Source organism: Streptomyces malachitofuscus (assembly GCF_055571035.1).
Genome location: NZ_JBVIGA010000030.1, coordinates 1 through 17,899, shown reverse-complemented (window position 1 = coordinate 17,899; position 17,899 = coordinate 1). Strand labels below are relative to the sequence as shown.

The following is a 17,899-nucleotide window of genomic DNA, read 5'->3' as shown; positions in this document are numbered from 1 at the left end:
TGGATCTGATGATCAAGGAGACGCGTCTGATGACGGAGATCGCCGTGGACAACTAGCAGGCCAAGCCGGTGGCTGAGGCACCGTCGAGTGCGGTTTCGGACGACCAGCTCGTTGCGATGCTGGTTGACCGGGCCCGGAACGAGGGGCTGCAGCTGACGGCGAGGGCGGGCTGTTGCAGCAGCTGACCAAGCGGGTGCTGGAGTCCGCCCTGGAAGGCGAGATCACCGACCACGTCGGCTACGAGAAGCACGATCCGGCCGGGAAGAACAACGGCAACAGCCGCAACGGCACCCGGGCGAAGACCGTGCTGACCGATGTCGGCCCGGTGGAGGTGAAGGTGCCCCGTGACACCGCTGGCACCTTCGAGCCGCAGATCGTCAAGAAGCGCCAGCGCCGTCTGACCGGCGTCGACGAAATGGTGCTCTCTTTGTCCGCGAAGGGTCTCACCCACGGGGTGATCTCCGCTCATCTCGCCGAGGTCTACGGGGCGGAGGTGTCCAGGCAGACCATCTCCACCATCACCGACAAGGTCACGGACGGCATGGCCGAATGGCAGAACCGGCCGCTCGACCGCGTCTACCCGGTCCTGTTCGTGGATGCCATCAACGTCAAGATCAGGGACGGGCAGGTCGCGAACCGTCCGGTCTACGTGGTGATGGCCGTGACCGTAGACGGCACCCGCGACATCCTCGGCATCTGGGCCGGTGACGGCGGCGAGGGCGCGAAGTACCGGCTGCACGTGTTCACCGAGCTGAAAACCGCGGCCTGGACGACGTGCTGATGCTGGTCTGCGACGGACTCAAGGGCCTTCCTGAGGCCGTGGAGACCGTCTGGCCTCGCACGATCGTCCAGACGTGCGTGGTTCACCTGCTGCGGAACTCGTTCCGTTACGCAGCCCGCCAGCTGGGACAAGGTCGCAGGGGCCCTCAAGCCCGTCTACACCGCACCCAGCGAGGACGCGGCCACGGAGCGGTTCCTGGAGTTCCAGGAGTCCTGGGGCCGGAAGTATCCGGCGATCGTGAAGCTGTGGTCGGACGCCTGGGCCGAGTTCGTGCCCTTCCTCTCCTTCGACGTCGAGATACGCAAGGTCATCTGCAGCACGAACGCGATCGAGAGCGTCAACGCCCGCATCCGCAAGACCGTCCGCGCCCGCGGACACTTCCCCAACGAGGCCGCCGCCCTCAAGTGCATCTACATGGCCCTGATGAGCCTCGACCCGACCGGCAAGGGCCGCAAGAGGTGGACCATGCGCTGGAAGGCGCCCCTGAACGCCTTCCAGATCGCCTTCGAAGGCCGGCTCACCCCGGCCAACAACTGAACCTCAACAACCAAGATCAGCCGTTAAGTTGACACACCCGGACTTTGTGTGTAGGCCAGCGGCCTGGAGACGAAGTCGACCGCGCCGCGCCAGCGGCCCCGTGATGAGTCCACTGGGCTGCGGTCCCTGTCCGGGCGCCCGTGAACAAATCGAGACACACAAGGTGACCGTATAATGATAATTTGCGCATGGCTGGTTCGGGTGGCATGTGTCCTGCCAGTGCGGTCGTGCCACGGTGAGGTGAAGCCTTCCGCCGGACCTGTTCGAAGCCAGAGCGACCGCTCGGCCGCACAGACGGGTGCCTCCCATCCTGGGTGAGCCCGGTGTCGTGGAAAGTGAGCAGTGGGGACCATGTCCGACTCAGCGCCCACTGAGCTTTCCCGTGTGATCGCGGACCTGGGTGGAGCCCTGCTGCGCGTGGTCCATGGGCCCAGCGAACGAACGGTGGGAGACCTGTCCATCGTCGATGTCAAGGAGGAGCCTGCCGGCGGGCACGATGGGCTCCTCCTCGGCGTCGGACTGACCGAAGCGGCCGCGGCGGGAGCCTACGTCAGGGGTCTTGCGGGCGCCGGGGTGGCCGCTGTGCTGCTCAAACCCCCGGTAGCAGGTGATCCGGGTGTGCGGGATGCTGCGATCTTCGCCGATGTGACCCTGGTCGAGGTCGGCACCGATGTGGCATGGGGCCATCTATTCGTCCTGCTTCGCCGACTCCTCGACCCCGTCGAAGGGCTCATTTCCGACGACGGGTCGAGTGGCCTGTTTCAGCTCGCCAATGAGATCGCGGCTCTTGTCGACGCGCCGATCACCATCGTGGATCCGTCTGTGCGGGTCCTTGCGTATTCGGTGGGACAGGAACACGCTGATGATCCTCGTATCCAGACCGTCCTCGGGCGTCAGGTGCCGGAGACGTACAAGCGCACGCTGATCGAGAACGGCGTGTTTCGGAAGCTGGACGAGAGCGCGGAACCCGTCTACATTCCGACCTTTGCGCCCGGGAGCCTCCCTCGGACTGCGGTTTCCGTCCGTGCGGGCAACCGCGTCCTGGGCTCGCTATGGGCCGTCGTCCCCGGTCCGTTGTCCCGGCAACGGTTGCGGGCTTTCAAGGAGGCCGCGGACATCGTCGCCGTGCGACTCCTACGTGAACGGGCGGTGGCCTCGGCTGGCCAGACACTGCGTTCCGAGCAGTTCGCCGCGCTGCTGACACGGCAGGAGGATTCGGCCGAAGCAGCCCGACGACTCAGGGTTAATGGCATGTCACTGGCTGTGGTTGCGATCGAGCTGGTGAACATCGGAGGGGGAGCCGACCGGGCCATCCAGGTGCAGCGGCTTTCCGATGCTCTGGACATTCATCTGCGACTGATTAACAGTTCGTCCGCCGTCGTGACTCTGGCGGATGTGATCTATGGCCTGCTGCCGGTCGGGGACGAGGCCACCGGCCTGAGAATCATCGACGATTTCGTCAAGCATTCGGGTTCGCAGCACAATCTGCGTGCCGGCGTCGGGCGAGTGGTCACGGAGCTTGCCGCTGTCCCCTCGTCCCGGGCCGACGCGGACGACGTCCTGCACGTGTTGCGCCATGGGACCGCAACGACGGGCTCAGTGCGATCCGTGCGCACGGAATTGGTGATGCTCAGGCTCGCCGAGGCGACAGACGTCCGTGAGATGTTCGCCGACGGACACGTGGCGAGGCTGCTGCAGCACGACGCCGCCCATCAGACGTCGTTGACCAGCACGCTCTCCGCGTACCTCGACGCCTTTGGCGACGTGCGCCGTGCCGCATCCGTGCTGCACGTGCACCCTAATACGCTTCGGTACCGTCTGGACCGGATCGGCACGATTGCGGACAGCGTGCTAGACGAACCGGACGCTAGGCTGGCGGCGTTGATCGACCTTCGGCTGCGTCGCTACTTCGACGCACGGTAACTCGGCAACTCAGGCGCGGATCGGCCGTCCGGGAAGTGCGGTGCTGTCTAGGACACCATCACGCACCACCGGAACACCATTGACGAGTACGTGCCTGAATCCGCTGCTTGGCCTGGTGGTGTTGAGATACGTGGCGTTATCGGACACCTCTTCCGGGTCGAACACTGTGATGTCCGCGTCTGTGCCAGGTTGCAGGCGGCCCTTGCGGGACATCGCTGGAACTCCGGTCGCCGCGATTGTTGCGGGCACCAGGCTGCAGCGGCGGACGGCTTCGTGGAGACTCATCGCGCTGTTTTCACGGACGAGGACTCTGAGCGTTCGGCCAAAGGTACCGGCGGTTCTCGGGTGCCCCACCACTTCGTCCGGCAACGGCCAGGCCATGGAGTCGCGTGCACCGCTCCGCCAGATCGGCTCGATCGCGTCGGACGCTACCGCGGTATCACCGAAGACCATCGCTTTGGTGAGCAACTCGCGAGTCTGTGGCTCCGACTCGTCCAGAAAGTGGACGAACGCGAGTTCACCTCCATGCTCTCGTTGCATACGCCGCAGCTCGGCTGCACTGTTCATGCGTCGCCCGGTCTCCAGATGCTGGATCGCCCTCGGACTCATTCCGCGACGGTGCAGCAGCTCCGGAGCGAGGAACGCGGCACCGATGCCGGTCATGCCACTGCCGTACGGGTAGGCCTCGGTCGTCACCTTCGCACCAGCGCTCACGGCCCGTTCGACCGTGCGGTGTACGCGGTCGAGATGGATTCCCGAGGTGCTATTCACATGGCAGTAGTGCATGTGCGCGCCGGTCTGCCCGGCCACGCGCACGATCTCCTCGGCGCCATCGATCGCGACGAGCGGATCCTGCTCTACGAGGTCGCGCGCGTGGGTGTAGGTCGGCCTCCCCCACCGCGCGGCGGCCTCGGCCACCGCAACATATTCTGAGGGAGCGACGGCGGGCGCGTATCCGACCGGGATCCCGATGCCGAGGGCACCGAGGGACAGTTCCTGCTCGAGGCACTCGACCATGTCGCGCACGAGGCGTGGGGATGCCGCCCGCCGCCACGCGTCGACAGCCATGGCGTCGAACACGTCCTGAAGGGAGCCCGTTCCTTCAATTCCGGCGACGATGTGCCGGCGAACGGCCCCCCAACTGGTGGCGAATCCGAAGTTGGTCGGCCGCCCTTCCGCCGCAGCCCGGTCGTAAGCGTGACTCACGGGGTAGCGGCCGATCTCGAGTTCCAGCACTGTGGTGACCCCGTCCAGGGCCTGGAGTCGCATCCCGGGAATGTCATGGCAGTGGCTGTGGAGATCGACGAAACCCGGGGCAACAACCAGACCCGAGGCGTCGATATTCAAATTCCCGTCTAGGTGGTCACTCGAAATATCGGCGACGGTGCCCTTTGAGATGCCGACATTAAACACCCCATCTGTCCCACTCGCCGGATCGATGACGCGTCCCCCGCGGATCACTACGTCGAATTCGCTCACGACTGGGTGACTTGTTTCACTTCAGGGTCAGGGAAAGGCACGTTTCTCCTCAAGTTGACGTGATGACGCACACGACACGACGCGACACGACGGGTTCGACGACGACATTCCCCCGGAGATGGATCATGCAGGCTCCGGGTACGACGCAGTCCTGTGCGATCGGCCATGAATCAGGAGCTTCTTTCGTGCTGCAGCACAAGCCGGGCGGTTGAGGCGGCGTGTCAAACTCGCCCAATCAAACAGAGTCCACCTTTGAGGTGAGCACAGTGAGAACCCATCTGATTCGAACTGAACGCAGTGCGGTGCGGCCTGCCAGACGCGGTCGTGGAGTTGTCCTTACAGCCATCGCGCTCGGGCTGATCGCCTCGACCGCCGCGTGCGGTGAGTCGCCCGCCGATTCGTCCGGACCGGGCGGCGACGGATCGCGTACGCGTTCCTCGGATTCACACATCGAGCTGCCCGCTAAATACGATAAGAAGGACACGCTGGTGCTGGCTGTCGGTGCCTCGGCACCGCCTCAGTCGTTCGTGCCGCCGGGTTCCAACAAACCACAGGGATTCGATGTCGACCTCGGCAGCGCGGTCGCCGAAGTCCTGGGTAAAAAGGCCGAGCTGCGGCCCGTTCCCTTCGACAGCATCCTGCCGGCCCTAGCGGCAGGAAAGGCAGATCTGGGTCTGTCAGGCTTCACGGACACCAAGGAACGCCAGCAGGTCGTCGATTTCGTGGACTACCTCAAAGTCGGCTCCTCCGTTTTCGGCCCGCCCGAACTCGAGGGCGAGGTCGCCACACTGGCCGACCTGTGTGGCAAGACGGTCGCGGTCACCCGCGCATCGGCCCAGGTAGAAGACGTCAAGGAGCAGGCCAGCAAGTGCGGGGAACAGGGCGGCGGATCGTTGAAGGCCTCCACCTTTCCGGACCAGAGCGCCGCAAACCTGGCCGTCACCAGCGGCCGTGCGGACGCCTCGGTCACGGATACTCCTGTCGCCGCGTCCATCGTGGACAAGTCCAATGGAAAGCTCGTACTGCTCGGCGACCCCTATGGCGCGGTCCTGGAAGGTATCGCGGTCCCGAAGGATTCAGGACTCGCGGAACCCGTTCGAAAGGCGGTCGCCGAATTGATCGCCAACGGAAAGTACCAGGAGATCCTCCACAAGTGGCAGGTTGACCAGATCGCCATCGAGGAACCCAAGATCAACGCCGGGACACACTGATCAGAGCGGGTTCACGGCGGTATCGTCCGCTCGTGGCAAGAGGTGAGCTGATGTCAGAAATCGATCAATCGCGGGTCGTGCCGGCGCGCACGGAGTCGGCGACGAGTGAGCAGGTGCGTGCGGTCCCGCTGAGGCACCCCGGACGATGGGTGGGTGCAGCGGTGCTGCTTCTCGTCGCGGCCTCGCTAGCCGAATCCGTCGCCACGAACCCAAGGTTCCAATGGTCGCTGGTTGGCCATTACCTGTTTGACGCGCAAATCCTCAGCGGTGTCCTCGTCACACTGAAGTTGACAGCGATCGCCATGGTGGTGAGCATTTTCCTCGGGATCGTGCTGGCCGTCATGCGCCGCTCGGCAAATCCAGTCGTCGCACAGGGAGCTGCCGCCTACATTTGGTTCTTCCGCGGTACACCGGTCCTGGTCCAGTTGCTCTTCTGGAGCTTCCTGGCGGCCGTATATCCGACGCTCAGCTTCGGAGTGCCGTTTGGCGGGCCCATTCTGCTCGAGGGGGACGCCAACCAACTCATTACTCCGCTGACCGCGGCGATACTCGGTCTAGGGCTGAACGAGGCCGCGTACATGGCCGAGATTGTCCGTGCCGGGATCAATTCCGTCGACGGCGGCCAGGCCGAGGCGGCGCAGGCGCTCGGAATGAGGCCCTTGCAAGTAATGCGGCGAATCGTGCTGCCGCAGGCCATGCGGGTCATTATTCCGCCCACCGGCAACGAGACGATCAACATGCTGAAGACGACTTCACTCGTCTCGGTGATCGCGTACATGGACTTGCTGTATTCGGCGCAGCTGATTTACGCCGCGAACTTTGAACAGGTTCCGCTCCTCGTGGTGGTCTCGATCTGGTATCTGGCGGCGACCACGGTGCTCTCCATCGGTCAGACACAACTGGAGCGCCGCTTCAATCACGGAAGTGCGAGCGTGCCGACGAACCGACAGGCTCGCTCACGAACGAGGCAGCGGCCGTGGACGACTCTCAAGTCATCGACAAGGAGAGCCTCATGACCACTCCGATGGTGCAGGCCGAAGGCGTAAGGAAGCGCTACGGTCACCGTGAGGTCCTCCGGGGCGTGGACCTCACGGTGGAGCGAGGTGAGGTGGTCTGCCTGTTGGGACCGTCCGGATCCGGCAAGTCCACCTTCCTGCGGTGTATCAATCACCTCGAGCGTATCGACGCTGGCCGGCTTTCCGTCGAAGGCGAACTGGTTGGTTACCGGCAGGCCGGTGACAAGATCCGAGAGCGCAAGGAACACGACATCTGCGCGAGCCGTGCGGAGCTAGGGATGGTGTTCCAGCGGTTCAACCTGTTCGCGCACATGACCGCCCTGGAGAACGTTGCGGCTGGCCCGCTCTTCGTGCGCGGCACCGGCAGACAGCAGGCATTCGACCAGGCCAGGGAACTTCTGGCCAGCGTCGGACTCGCGGACCGATGCGATCACTACCCCTCGCAACTGTCCGGAGGCCAGCAGCAACGAGTCGCGATCGCCCGCGCTCTCGCCATGCGTCCAAAACTCATCCTGTTCGACGAGCCGACCTCGGCGCTCGACCCGGAACTCGTGGGTGAGGTCCTGGACGTGATGCGCGCACTGGCACGGGAGGGAATGACCATGGTCGTCGTCACGCATGAGATCGGCTTCGCACGCGAGGTCGCCGACAGCGTCGCCTTCATGGACGACGGCGTCATCCTCGAGAAGGGCCATCCCGCCGATGTCCTCGGCCGCCCGTCCCATCCGCGAACGCAGGCGTTCCTCGCCAAGGTCTTGTAGTCACCGGGCAGCGCAGTCGCCCGGCATCCCGTCGACAGTCCGACGAGGGTCGTCCGCCGACGGGTATCGCGTCCCACATGGAAGTCGTCCCGAACCAGTCAGGAGAGCAACGTGCCCACACCTGCCCCGCGCATCAGCGCGATGCGGCGCTCCGGTATCCGGGAAATCATGGAGCTGGCAGATCAAAACTACGACGTCATGCGTCTCGAGGCCGGTGAGCCGGATTTTCCAACCCCACCACACGTCGTCGAAGCGGCGAATGCTGCGGCGCGCGAAGGCTACACCACGTACGCGCCCAACAAGGGCCTACTTGAGGTACGCACGGAGATAGCCAGGAAGCTTGCACGGGAGAACGGGATCGACGTTCCCGCTGACAACGTGCTGGTGACGTGCGGTGCGGTAAACGCGCTCTTCGAGTGCTTCACCGCGCTTCTCTCCCCGGGAGACGTTGTCCTGCTGCCGGATCCCGGCTGGCCGAACTACCAGATGATGGCCGATACTGTCGGTGCCCGCTCGGCTTACTATCCGCTGGACCCGGAGCGGGACTTCTTGCCGGACCTGGAACACCTGGAGAGACTCGCCGCAAAGCCGTCGGTCAAGATGCTCGTGGTCAACTCGCCCAGCAATCCGACCGGCGCGGTCTTCCCGCCCTCAGTTCTCCAAGCTCTGGTCGACATCGCCCACCGGTACGACCTCTTCCTCGTATCGGACGAATGCTACGAGCACATCGTCTTCGAGGGTGAGCACGTCAGTCCTGCGTCATTGGACCCCGACGGCCGGGTTCTCAGCGTGTTCAGCATGTCCAAGAGCTATGCGATGACTGGGTGGCGTATGGGCTACGTGGCCGGGGCGAGCGACATGATCAGTCATGTCGCGAAGGTGCACGAGGCCGCTGTCGCCTGCGCCCCCTCCATCGTGCAGAAGGCGGGCCAAGCGGCGCTGGCGGGCGACCAGTCCCCCGTGCGGGCGATGACCGAGTCCTACCGGGAACGCCGGGACCTGGTGGTCGACCTGCTCCGAGCGGGTGGATTGCTCATCAACGTGCCTCAGGGCGCGTTCTACGCTCTGGCGGACATTTCCCGCTGCGGAACGGATTCCTACTCCCTCGCCCGCCGGCTCGTCGTGGAGGCCGGTGTGTCGGTGGCCCCGGGTCTGACCTTCGGCCCGGCCGGGGCCACGATGGTGAGGCTCTCGCTCGCCACGGAGAGAGAGCGGCTGCGGATCGGCACGACCCGCCTGGTCGAGGCAGTAGGGAACTGGGCTGTCCGTTGACCGGTGCGAACCCCAGTGATGTCCTTGGAACCGAAGCGGAGTGTGCTTATGCAGATCGCGGCAGTCCTCTATCCCAAGTTCACTGCCCTAGACCTGGTGGGGCCATTCGAGGCCCTCGCCGGGGTGCCTGGCGCGGAGATCGTCGTGGTGGCCGACCAACGAGGCCCGGTCATCGACGACAGCGGAAGTCTCTTCATCCACGCGGTCGCCGACTTCGACGAGGTGCCAGCCCCCGACGTCGTGCTGCTGCCGGGCGGAATGGGCTCGTCGGCGCAGATGGAAGACGGCCGGTTCCACGATTGGCTCCGCGCTGTGGACAGCACAGCGACGTGGACGACCAGTGTGTGCACCGGTTCACTCGTCCTCGCCGCGGCCGGTCTGCTGAACGGCCGGCGCGCTACGAGCCACTGGCTGGCGATCGACCTGCTCGCCGAGCACGGGGCCCTGCCGACGGACGAGCGCGTGGTGATCGACGGCCACTACATCACCGCTGCCGGCGTGTCCGCGGGGATCGACATGGGCCTTCGGCTGGCCGCGTTGATCGCCGGCGACGAAGTCGCACAGGCGCGGCAGCTCGCCATGCAATACGCACCGGAACCGCCGTTCGACGCGGGGCAGCCCAGCTCTGCGCCGGAGAAGGTGGTCGCCGGACTTCTTGCCCGTCGGCATCAGATGCTCTACGGCGACTGACTGTGTGATCGCCCAAGCACACGGAGGATTCTTCGGTCCATCGAACAGGACCCGCGACTGCCGCTCCGTGCAGAATTTCAACCGGAAAGGCGCCCGCAACCCCCGCCGAGGATTGCGGAACACCTGGCAGATGCAGTACTGCGGCAAAAGGAGCCAGACCATGAGTTCGACGGCAGACACCAACAGAACACGTACAGGTCTGGACCGGACGAAATTCTTCATCAACGGTGAATGGGCCACCCCGCACCACCACGAAAAAGTCACCGCTCGAGAGGCTGCGACCGGCCTTCCCCTCGGAGTGGCGGCACTCGCCTCGGGGAAGGACATCGACGCGGCGGTCGGTGCCGCACGTCACGCGTTCGACCATGGCCCATGGAGCCGGACGAGCGTAGACGACCGGGTGGCGGTCATGAGGCGGTTCGCCACCGCCTTGCGTGCTCGGGGGACTACGACCAGTGAGCTCGTCAGCCGCCAGAATGGCATGCCGATCTGGCTCTCGGAGGCTTTCAACGGCGAGGCTCCGGCGGCGCTGCTCGAGATGTACGCGAACCAGGCGTCGACCGAGTCGTTCGAATCCGCTCAGCCCAGCCCGTCCGGATCCACAATCGTGCGTCGAGAGCCGGTGGGCGTGGTCGGCGCGATCACCCCCTGGAACTTCCCGCAGTCGATCGCCATGATGAAGATCGCACCGGCACTCGCCGCCGGCTGCACGATCGTACTGAAGCACGCTCCGGAGACGGCGCTGGACAGCTATGTCCTGGCCGAGGCGGCGGCCGAGGCCGGTTTGCCCCCGGGGGTGCTCAACATCGTGCTCGGAGACCGGGAGGCCGGCGCCGCCCTGGTGACGCACCCCGGCGTCGACAAGATCGCCTTCACTGGATCGAATGCCGCGGGGCGCGCGATCGGTGCCGAATGCGGTCGGCTGATGCGACGGTGCACCCTTGAGCTGGGCGGAAACGCCGCGGCGCTGTTCTGTGAGGACGGTGATCTCGAGACGCTGCTCGCGGGCCTGGCCACGTCGTCCTTCCTGAACAACGGGCAGAGCTGCGCGGCCCAGATGCGGCTTCTGGCGCCCCGCTCGCGCTACGCCGAGATCGTTGACGCGGTAGCGGCGTACGCCGAGGCCTTCGTCGTGGGAGACCCCCTTGACCGTGCGACGACGTTGGGTCCGATGGCCAGCGAGCGTCACATGAACAGGGTCCAGGGATACATCGACGACGCGCGGAACAACTCCGCGGCGCGGCTGATCACGGGGGGCGGCCGTCCGGCAGGACTGCCCGACGGCTGGTTCGTCGCACCCACCGTCTTCGCGGACGTCGCCCCGACCGACCGGATCTCCCGGGAGGAGGTGTTCGGCCCCGTCATGGGCATCACGCCCTACGACGACGAGGCGCAGGCGCTGGCGATGGTCAACGACACGAACTTCGGACTCGCCGGCTCGGTGTGGAGCCGGGACGAGGAGAAGGGCCTCGACTACGCCCGGCGCATCCGTGCGGGCAACGTCGGCGTGAACTACTGGGTGCTCGACATGAACGCTCCCTTCGGCGGTTTCAAGGAGAGCGGCATCGGGCGTGAACTCGGTCCGCAGGCTCTCTCGTCGTACTTGGAATGGAAAGCGATCTACGCCAGCGCAGAACAATTGGGAGGTTCCAGGTGACAACCGAATTCTCGCCCGGAGAAAATCGCGTTCGTGCGCGATGGGCAGCGGGTGAGACCGCCTTCGGCGCACTCCTCGGGCTTCCCACGTCCTCCTCGGCGTACATCGTCGGCCAGGCCGGATTCGACTGGGTCGTCATCGAACAGCAGCACGCGTACGCATCCCAGGCCAACCTGCTGCCGCTGCTCCACGCGCTCGAACTCGGCGGTACCCTGCCCGTGATCCGGGTCGGCGAGAACGATCCGATCGGCATTCAACGGGCTCTGGACCTGGGCGCTCGCGGCATCATCGCGCCTATGGTCAACACGAGGCAGCAGGCGGAAGCCGTCCGCGTCAACACCCGGTTCCCTCCCCTCGGCGAGCGGTCGTGGGGGGCGCCACGGACGCACGCGACACCGGGGGCGGCGAACGAGGACATCGTCGTGATGGTCATGGTGGAAACCCCCCAGGCGGTGGGCAACCTCGCTGACATCCTCTCCGTGCCAGGAATCGACGGTGTCGTCGTGGGCCCCAGCGACATGGCGATGAACATGGGTCTCGAACCGCAGGCCGGGGCGAACGACCCGCTGGTCTGGGAGGCGTTCGAAACCGTCGGACGCGGCTGCCGGGAGCGGGGGAAGCACTTCGGCTCCTTCGTTACGGATCCCGAGGTCGCACGGCGGATGGTGGGCGTCGGCGCCGACTTCATTCTCTTCAGCTCGGACGTCGGACACGTCTCGAACGGTGTAGCGACCGACCAGAAGACCATCCAGTCGATGCGTAAGCGTGCCGGGTAACGGGGACGCGTCAGGACTTCTCCCATGGCGAGTGCGGAGGACCATAAGCGCCGCCGGCCGCGACGTACTTCCGGCCGGCCGGCGACTTCCACCGCGCCACCCTTTCGTTCCTCAGGAGGACTGAAGTGAGCCTGCAATCGCCCAGTCGAGTCGTTGTCGTCGGCGCCGGTGTCGTGGGCCTGTCCTGCGCCTGGTACCTGGCGAGGCGAGGCGTCGAGGTCGTCGTGTTGGAACGCTCCGAAATCGGCGCGGGCGCCTCGTGGGGCAATGCCGGCTGGCTTTCACCGGGGTTGGCGGTGCCCCTACCGGAGCCCGCGCTTGTCCGCGAAGGACTCCGTGGGCTGGCCAACCCCGATTCGCCCTTGACCGTGGATCCGCGCATGTCTGCGCCGACGGCGGCGTTCCTGACCGGTTTCGCCCGCAACGCGACCGCTCGCAGGTGGCGTCGGGGACTCACTAGCCTGGGGCGGCTCAACCGGCTGAGCCTGGCTGCGTTCGACGAGCTGGCCACCGCAGGCGTTCCCTTGGTGACCCATGAAGCGGACATCCACATCGGCTTTCGGCCCGGTGAGAAGATAGGGAGTCTGCGGCACGAGTTGGACAGCGTGCGGAGGACGGGCCAGAAGGTCGACTACGTGGACATGGCGCCGGAGCCGCCGTTCTCGTCGCGCATCGATCGTGCCATGATCCTCAGCGGTCAGCGCTACACCGATCCGGGCCAGGTGTTGGAGTCACTGGCAGCTGGAGTGCGGGCGGCGGGCGGAAGCATCCTGGAGGGCGTATCGGTCCGCGCCATCGGATACGGGGCCAAGGGCCTCCAGGCGATCACATGGACGGGTGCTCCGGTGCCTGCCGACGCCGTGGTGTTGGCAACTGGTGCGTGGCTGCCCGAACTTGCCCGCCCTCTCGGGGTGCGCATGCCAGTGCAGGCAGGCCGCGGATACTCCTGCACGGTACGGATGGCCACGCCACTTGCCACGCCCGTTTATCTTCCCGGCGTGCGGGTCGCGATCACTCCGTATCGTGATGGGGCCAGGCTCGCCGGGACGATGGAGATTGCTCACCGTGACGCCCCCTTCAAGCGGGGCAGACTCGAGGCGATCAGCCGTTCCGTGCGGCCCTTGCTCGACGGAGTGGACTGGACCGACATCCGCGATCCCTGGGTTGGGCCGCGCCCATTGACGACCGATGGGCTCCCGCTCATCGGTGAGGCTGGTCTTCCAGGTGTTCACATTGCCGGCGGTCACGGGATGTGGGGCCTGACACTTGGCCCCGTCACCGGAAAACTCCTGGCCGAGCAGATCATGACGGGTACCTCCGTATCGCACCTCGCGGCGTTCGACCCGACACGTTAGTCCAAGGCGAGTTTCGGCCGGCCGACGACCTGCGGCTCGTGCCCGGGGGCCGCGGCCGAAGCAGCGGCTGTCGTGACGGTACTACGGTCCGACCGGATTCCGCATCGTGAGACCAGTGTCCCGCCTGCGAAGGTGACATGCCAAAATCTTCACGTGCTGTGTCAGCTCATTATCTGCGGCAGCGTGCCGACGACGAGATGACGTGGAGGGAACACCTCCCCGACGACTCACCGTCCGCACGCAGACCTCTCGCGCTCCGCGAGGGGTCTTTTTGGTTTCCGCCGCCACTACCCGCTTCCTCGGCCCGCACGTCCGGCAGACAGGAACACAGTCATGGTTCACGAGGCATTCCACATCTTCGACACCACCCTGCGCGACGGCGCGCAGCGCGAGGGCATCAACCTCACGGTCGCGGACAAGCTGGCGATCGCACGGCATCTGGACGAGTTCGGTGTGGGCTTCATCGAGGGCGGTTGGCCCGGTGCGAACCCGCGGGACACCGAGTTCTTCGCCCGCGCGCAGCAGGAGATCGATTTCAAGAACGCCCAGTTGGTCGCCTTCGGTGCCACTCGTCGCGCGGGTGCGATTGCTGCTGAGGACCACCAGGTCGGGAAGTTGCTCGAGTCCGGTGCTCAGGTGATCACGCTGGTCGCCAAGGCTCACGACCGGCATGTCGAGCTGGCCCTGCGTACCACGCTGGAGGAGAACCTGGCGATGGTCGCCGACACCGTTTCCCATCTCAGGGCGCGGGGGCGCCGGGTTTTCGTGGACTGCGAGCACTTCTTCGACGGCTACCGCGCCAACCTGGAGTACGCCAAGTCGGTCGTCCGCGCCGCCTCCGAGGCCGGAGCCGACGTCGTCGTCCTGTGCGACACCAACGGCGGCATGCTCCCGGCGCAGATCCAGGCCGTGGTCGCCACCGTCCTCGCCGACACCGGGGCCCGCCTCGGCATCCACGCCCAGGACGACACCGGCTGCGCGGTCGCCAACACCCTCGCCGCCGTCGACGCGGGCGCCACCCACGTCCAGTGCACCGCCAACGGCTACGGCGAGCGGGTCGGCAACGCCAACCTGTTCCCGGTCGTGGCGGCCCTGGAGCTGAAGTACGGCAAGAAGGTCCTCCCGGACGGGCGCCTGCGCGAGATGACCCGCATCTCGCACGCCATCGCCGAGGTCGTCAACCTCACCCCCTCCACCCACCAGCCCTACGTCGGCGTCTCCGCCTTCGCGCACAAGGCGGGCCTGCACGCCTCCGCGATCAAGGTCGACCCGGACCTGTACCAGCACATCGACCCCGAGCAGGTCGGAAACACCATGCGCATGCTGGTCTCCGACATGGCCGGGCGCGCCTCCATCGAGCTCAAGGGCAGGGAGCTCGGCATCGACCTCGGCGACGACCGCGAAGTGGTCGGCCGGGTCGTGGAGCGGGTCAAGGAGCGCGAGCTCAAGGGCTACACCTACGAGGCCGCCGACGCCTCCTTCGAACTGCTGCTGCGCGCCGAACTGCTCGGCCGCCGTGCCACCCTCTTCGAGTTGCGGTCCTGGAGAGTGATCAGCGAGTGCAGGAGCGGCGAGCAGGGGCAGGAAAGCGAAGCCACAGTGAAGCTGGTGGCCGACGGCCGCCTATCTACAGCTGTGGCAGCGGGCAACGGTCCGGTCAACGCCTTGGACCAGGCTCTCTGCAAGGCTCTGCAGTGCGCCTTTCCTGAGGCGTGCAGGTTCGAGCTGGTTGACTACAAGGTCCGCATTCTCGAAGGCCACCGCGGCACCGGGGCGAGGATCCGAGTTCTGATCAGCGTCACCGACGGGCGTCGTCTGTGGCACACGGTCGGCGTCGCGGACAACATCGTCGCGGCCTCGTGTGAAGCGCTCCAAGAGTCCTACATGTATGGCCTGTTGCAGCGCCCGGCGTCAGGTGCCGAAGAGGGGGGCGACAGCTCGTCTGACTGCACGTTGACAATCACCCTCCACCACACGCCCGGGGCTCTGCGGCGGGTCACTTCTGCTCTGGGTACCATCCCGGTCACCTGCTTGTCGTATGCGGTCGGGTGCCCGCCGCGGGCAACAGCCGTGCTCACCGTACCGCGCGTCAAGGCCGCCCGTGCCCGCAGCAAGCTCAACCGGCTCGTGGAAGTGCTCGCGGTCCATGACGGGCCCCCTCGCCCTTGAACCGATGTCCTCTCAGACCGAGGGTTCACCGTTCCCGTGCAGGGAGCAGAAGTAGCGACTGCCGCAGGGGCGCCAAGAACGGTTTGGGCGCGGTGTCGCTGCGGAGCGAGGGGCAAGTGCGGTGCTCAGGTCATCAGTTTGTCGGTGTGAGGTCTCAGGAGATGCTTGACCGTTTGTGCTCAGGACATGGGTGACACGTTCGGTTGAACGTCCGCCGTCTCCCGTCCCTCAGTGGGGCGGAGGTGCTTCGGTCGGTGGTCGTGGATGTACAGCAGCTGGCCGAGTACCGCTACCGGGCCGTCCGTGAGGTGCTCGGCGGGTCTCCGATCGGGGAGGTCGCCGCCCGGTACGGCACCTCGCGTCAGGCCCTGCACACCTGGCGGCGGAGGTTCGAGCAGGAGGGTATGCCCGGTCTGCTGGACCGCTCCCGGCGCCCGCGGAGCAGCCCCACGCGCCTGTCTGCCGAGGTGGAGGCCGAGATCTGCGAGCTGCGCCGCCGGCATCCGCGGTGGGGTGCCCGGCGGATCGCCCACGAACTCGTCGGCAGCGGGATGGAGTCGGCGCCGTCGCGGGCCACGGTCCACCGGGTGCTGTCCCGCGGCCTGGTCCGCGCCCAGGAACAGCAGCATCCCCGCAAGTACCGCCGGTGGCAGCGCGAAGCACCCATGCACCTGTGGCAGAGGGACCTGGTCGGCGGTGTTCCGCTGGCCGACGGACGGGAGTGCAAGATGGTCACCGGCATCGACGACCACTCCCGGTTCGTCGTGATCGCTTCCGTCGTGGCCGTGCCCAGCGCCCGCGCCGTGTGCTCGGCCTTTACCGCCGCGATGCGCCGCTACGGCGTGCCCTTCGAGGTGCTGACGGACAACGGCAAGCAGTTCACCGGCCGGCACCAACGGCCACAGCCGGTGGAGGTGCTCTTCGAGCGCATCTGCCGGGAGAACGGCATCACCCAGCGGCTGACCAAGCCGCGGTCACCCACCACCACGGGCAAGATCGAACGCTTTCACCGCACCCTGCGCGAGGAGTTCCTCGATCACGTCGTGCCGTTCGAGTCGCTGGCCGCGGTCCAGGAAGCGATCGACGGTTGGGTGGACGCCTACAACCACCAGCGCCGCACCAGGCCCTGAACATGGCCACCCCGATCAGCCTCTTTCGGCCCCACACTGCCGTCCGCCTCCGCGGCGATGATGAACATCCTGAACAGACAGCGGCGGAGGCGGAGTTGTCCATCGAGGTCGTCGAACCGCCCGCCCTGCCGCCGCAGGGCACCGCGATCGAGTTCGACGTGCGGGTTCCTCCCAGCGGCGAGATCACCCTGGTGACGGGCAGGCAGCGAGTCGGCATCCACCAGGCACTGGCCGGCCGGACGCTGACGGTCTGGGCGAACCACCGCAGCGTCCACTTCCTCCTCGACGGGCACCTCGTCACCACGGTCCCGTCCCGGCTGCGGCCGGAGGATCTCGCCTACCTGACCATGCGCTACGGCGCCCGTCCGGCCGGTCCCGAGCCCGCACCGGCCGCCCTGCCCAGGGCTCGCAGTGGCACGGCCATCCTCGCCGCCGGTGAACCGGTCGAGGTCGACCGCAAGGTCCATCGTGACGGGATCGTCTGCCTGGCCGGCGGCCGTTACCAAGTCGGATTCGCCCTCGCCGGCCGCACGATCACTCTCCGCCTCGACGGGCACCTTATGCACGCCATCGCCGACCACGCCCTAATGGGGACGTGGCCCTGCCCGGTTCCGGCCGACCGTCTGGGGCAGATCGACGGGGCACGGACGGCGACGTCCCCTCTGCCGCCTCCGCCCCTGCCGGCCGGTGCCATCCGGGCCCAGCGCAAGGTGCATGCCAGCGGCCGCTTCGTGATCAACGGCCAGTTCATCAAGCTCGGTCCGCGGCATGCGGGAAAGATCGTCACCGTCGTCATCGAGGACACCCACTACCGGATCCTGCACGGCGAGGACGAACTCGCCGTCCGGCCGCGCAAGAACCGCGAGCCGATCACCAGGCTCTACGTCAAAGGCATGGGCACCCAGATGGACGGTCAAGGATCATCTGACGACAAACCGTCAAGGAAGTCCTGAGACCTTACACCGACAATCAGTTGATCGAGCATGGTGGTCACCACTCCTCCCGTCTGGCTCAACGAGCCAGACCCCTGGAGGGGGTCAACTTTCAGGTTCTGGATCACTTTCAGTGCTGGAGCCACGGAGGGTCACCACAACCGCGATCATGAACGGCTCCGCGCGGTGAGGAGGACTCGCTTGCGGAGC

General features: G+C 66.2%; 10 protein-coding genes and 3 pseudogenes. 12 read left to right on the top strand and 1 reads right to left on the bottom strand.

What is annotated here, in order from left to right:
• Positions 1 to 142 precede the first annotated feature (142 nt).
• Together ACZ44S_RS33395 and ACZ44S_RS33390 are read left to right on the top strand one after the other, a co-directional pair.
• Positions 143 to 1,318 (top strand): annotated as a pseudogene (locus ACZ44S_RS33395) (IS256 family transposase); the annotation flags it as partial.
• Between the two features lie 384 nt (positions 1,319 to 1,702).
• Complete coding sequence (locus tag ACZ44S_RS33390; protein ID WP_466935959.1) at positions 1,703 to 3,241, top strand: PucR family transcriptional regulator; 1,539 nt, start codon at positions 1,703 to 1,705, stop codon at positions 3,239 to 3,241.
• Between the two features lie 9 nt (positions 3,242 to 3,250).
• Here ACZ44S_RS33390 and ACZ44S_RS33385 read toward each other — a convergent pair whose 3' ends face one another.
• Entirely contained in the window at positions 3,251 to 4,720 is a 1,470-nt protein-coding gene (locus ACZ44S_RS33385; RefSeq protein ID WP_466935956.1) for an amidohydrolase family protein, read from the bottom strand.
• Between the two features lie 266 nt (positions 4,721 to 4,986).
• On the opposite strand from ACZ44S_RS33385, the gene ACZ44S_RS33380 reads away from it, so the two are divergent.
• The 10 genes and pseudogenes from ACZ44S_RS33380 (at position 4,987) to ACZ44S_RS33335 (ending at position 17,710) form a co-directional block, all read left to right on the top strand.
• Complete coding sequence (locus ACZ44S_RS33380) at positions 4,987 to 5,931, top strand: ABC transporter substrate-binding protein (RefSeq protein WP_466935953.1); 945 nt, start codon at positions 4,987 to 4,989, stop codon at positions 5,929 to 5,931.
• A 50-nt stretch (positions 5,932 to 5,981) separates the two neighbouring features.
• Positions 5,982 to 6,947, top strand: a complete 966-nt coding sequence (locus ACZ44S_RS33375; RefSeq protein ID WP_466935950.1) for an amino acid ABC transporter permease — start codon at positions 5,982 to 5,984, stop codon at positions 6,945 to 6,947.
• Entirely contained in the window at positions 6,944 to 7,708 is a 765-nt protein-coding gene (locus ACZ44S_RS33370; protein ID WP_466935947.1) for an amino acid ABC transporter ATP-binding protein, read from the top strand. The genes ACZ44S_RS33375 and ACZ44S_RS33370 overlap by 4 nt, the downstream gene beginning before the upstream one ends.
• Positions 7,709 to 7,819: 111 nt before the next feature.
• Complete coding sequence (locus ACZ44S_RS33365) at positions 7,820 to 8,980, top strand: pyridoxal phosphate-dependent aminotransferase (protein ID WP_466935944.1); 1,161 nt, start codon at positions 7,820 to 7,822, stop codon at positions 8,978 to 8,980.
• A 48-nt stretch (positions 8,981 to 9,028) separates the two neighbouring features.
• Entirely contained in the window at positions 9,029 to 9,670 is a 642-nt protein-coding gene (locus tag ACZ44S_RS33360; RefSeq protein ID WP_466935941.1) for a DJ-1/PfpI family protein, read from the top strand.
• A gap of 160 nt (positions 9,671 to 9,830) precedes the next feature.
• Positions 9,831 to 11,327: an aldehyde dehydrogenase gene (locus tag ACZ44S_RS33355; RefSeq protein WP_466935939.1), complete on the top strand. Its 1,497-nt coding sequence runs from the start codon at positions 9,831 to 9,833 to the stop codon at positions 11,325 to 11,327.
• Positions 11,324 to 12,103, top strand: a complete 780-nt coding sequence (locus ACZ44S_RS33350; protein ID WP_466935936.1) for an HpcH/HpaI aldolase family protein — start codon at positions 11,324 to 11,326, stop codon at positions 12,101 to 12,103. Before ACZ44S_RS33355 ends, ACZ44S_RS33350 begins: the two co-directional genes overlap by 4 nt.
• A 125-nt stretch (positions 12,104 to 12,228) precedes the next feature.
• Positions 12,229 to 13,458, top strand: coding sequence for an NAD(P)/FAD-dependent oxidoreductase (locus ACZ44S_RS33345; RefSeq protein WP_466935934.1), 1,230 nt, complete (start codon positions 12,229 to 12,231; stop codon positions 13,456 to 13,458).
• A 333-nt stretch (positions 13,459 to 13,791) separates the two neighbouring features.
• Positions 13,792 to 15,381 (top strand): annotated as a pseudogene (cimA, locus tag ACZ44S_RS33340) (citramalate synthase); the annotation flags it as partial.
• A gap of 500 nt (positions 15,382 to 15,881) precedes the next feature.
• Positions 15,882 to 17,710 (top strand): annotated as a pseudogene (locus ACZ44S_RS33335) (IS481 family transposase).
• Positions 17,711 to 17,899 lie beyond the last annotated feature (189 nt).

What these genes read in the sequence shown, in the direction of transcription:
- ACZ44S_RS33375 (WP_466935950.1), top strand. Translation starts at nt 5,982, where the DNA reads ATGTCAGAAATCGATCAATCGCGGGTCGTGCCGGCGCGCACGGAGTCG.
- ACZ44S_RS33370 (WP_466935947.1), top strand. Translation starts at nt 6,944, where the DNA reads ATGACCACTCCGATGGTGCAGGCCGAAGGCGTAAGGAAGCGCTACGGT.
- ACZ44S_RS33355 (WP_466935939.1), top strand. Translation starts at nt 9,831, where the DNA reads ATGAGTTCGACGGCAGACACCAACAGAACACGTACAGGTCTGGACCGG.
- ACZ44S_RS33360 (WP_466935941.1), top strand. Translation starts at nt 9,029, where the DNA reads ATGCAGATCGCGGCAGTCCTCTATCCCAAGTTCACTGCCCTAGACCTG.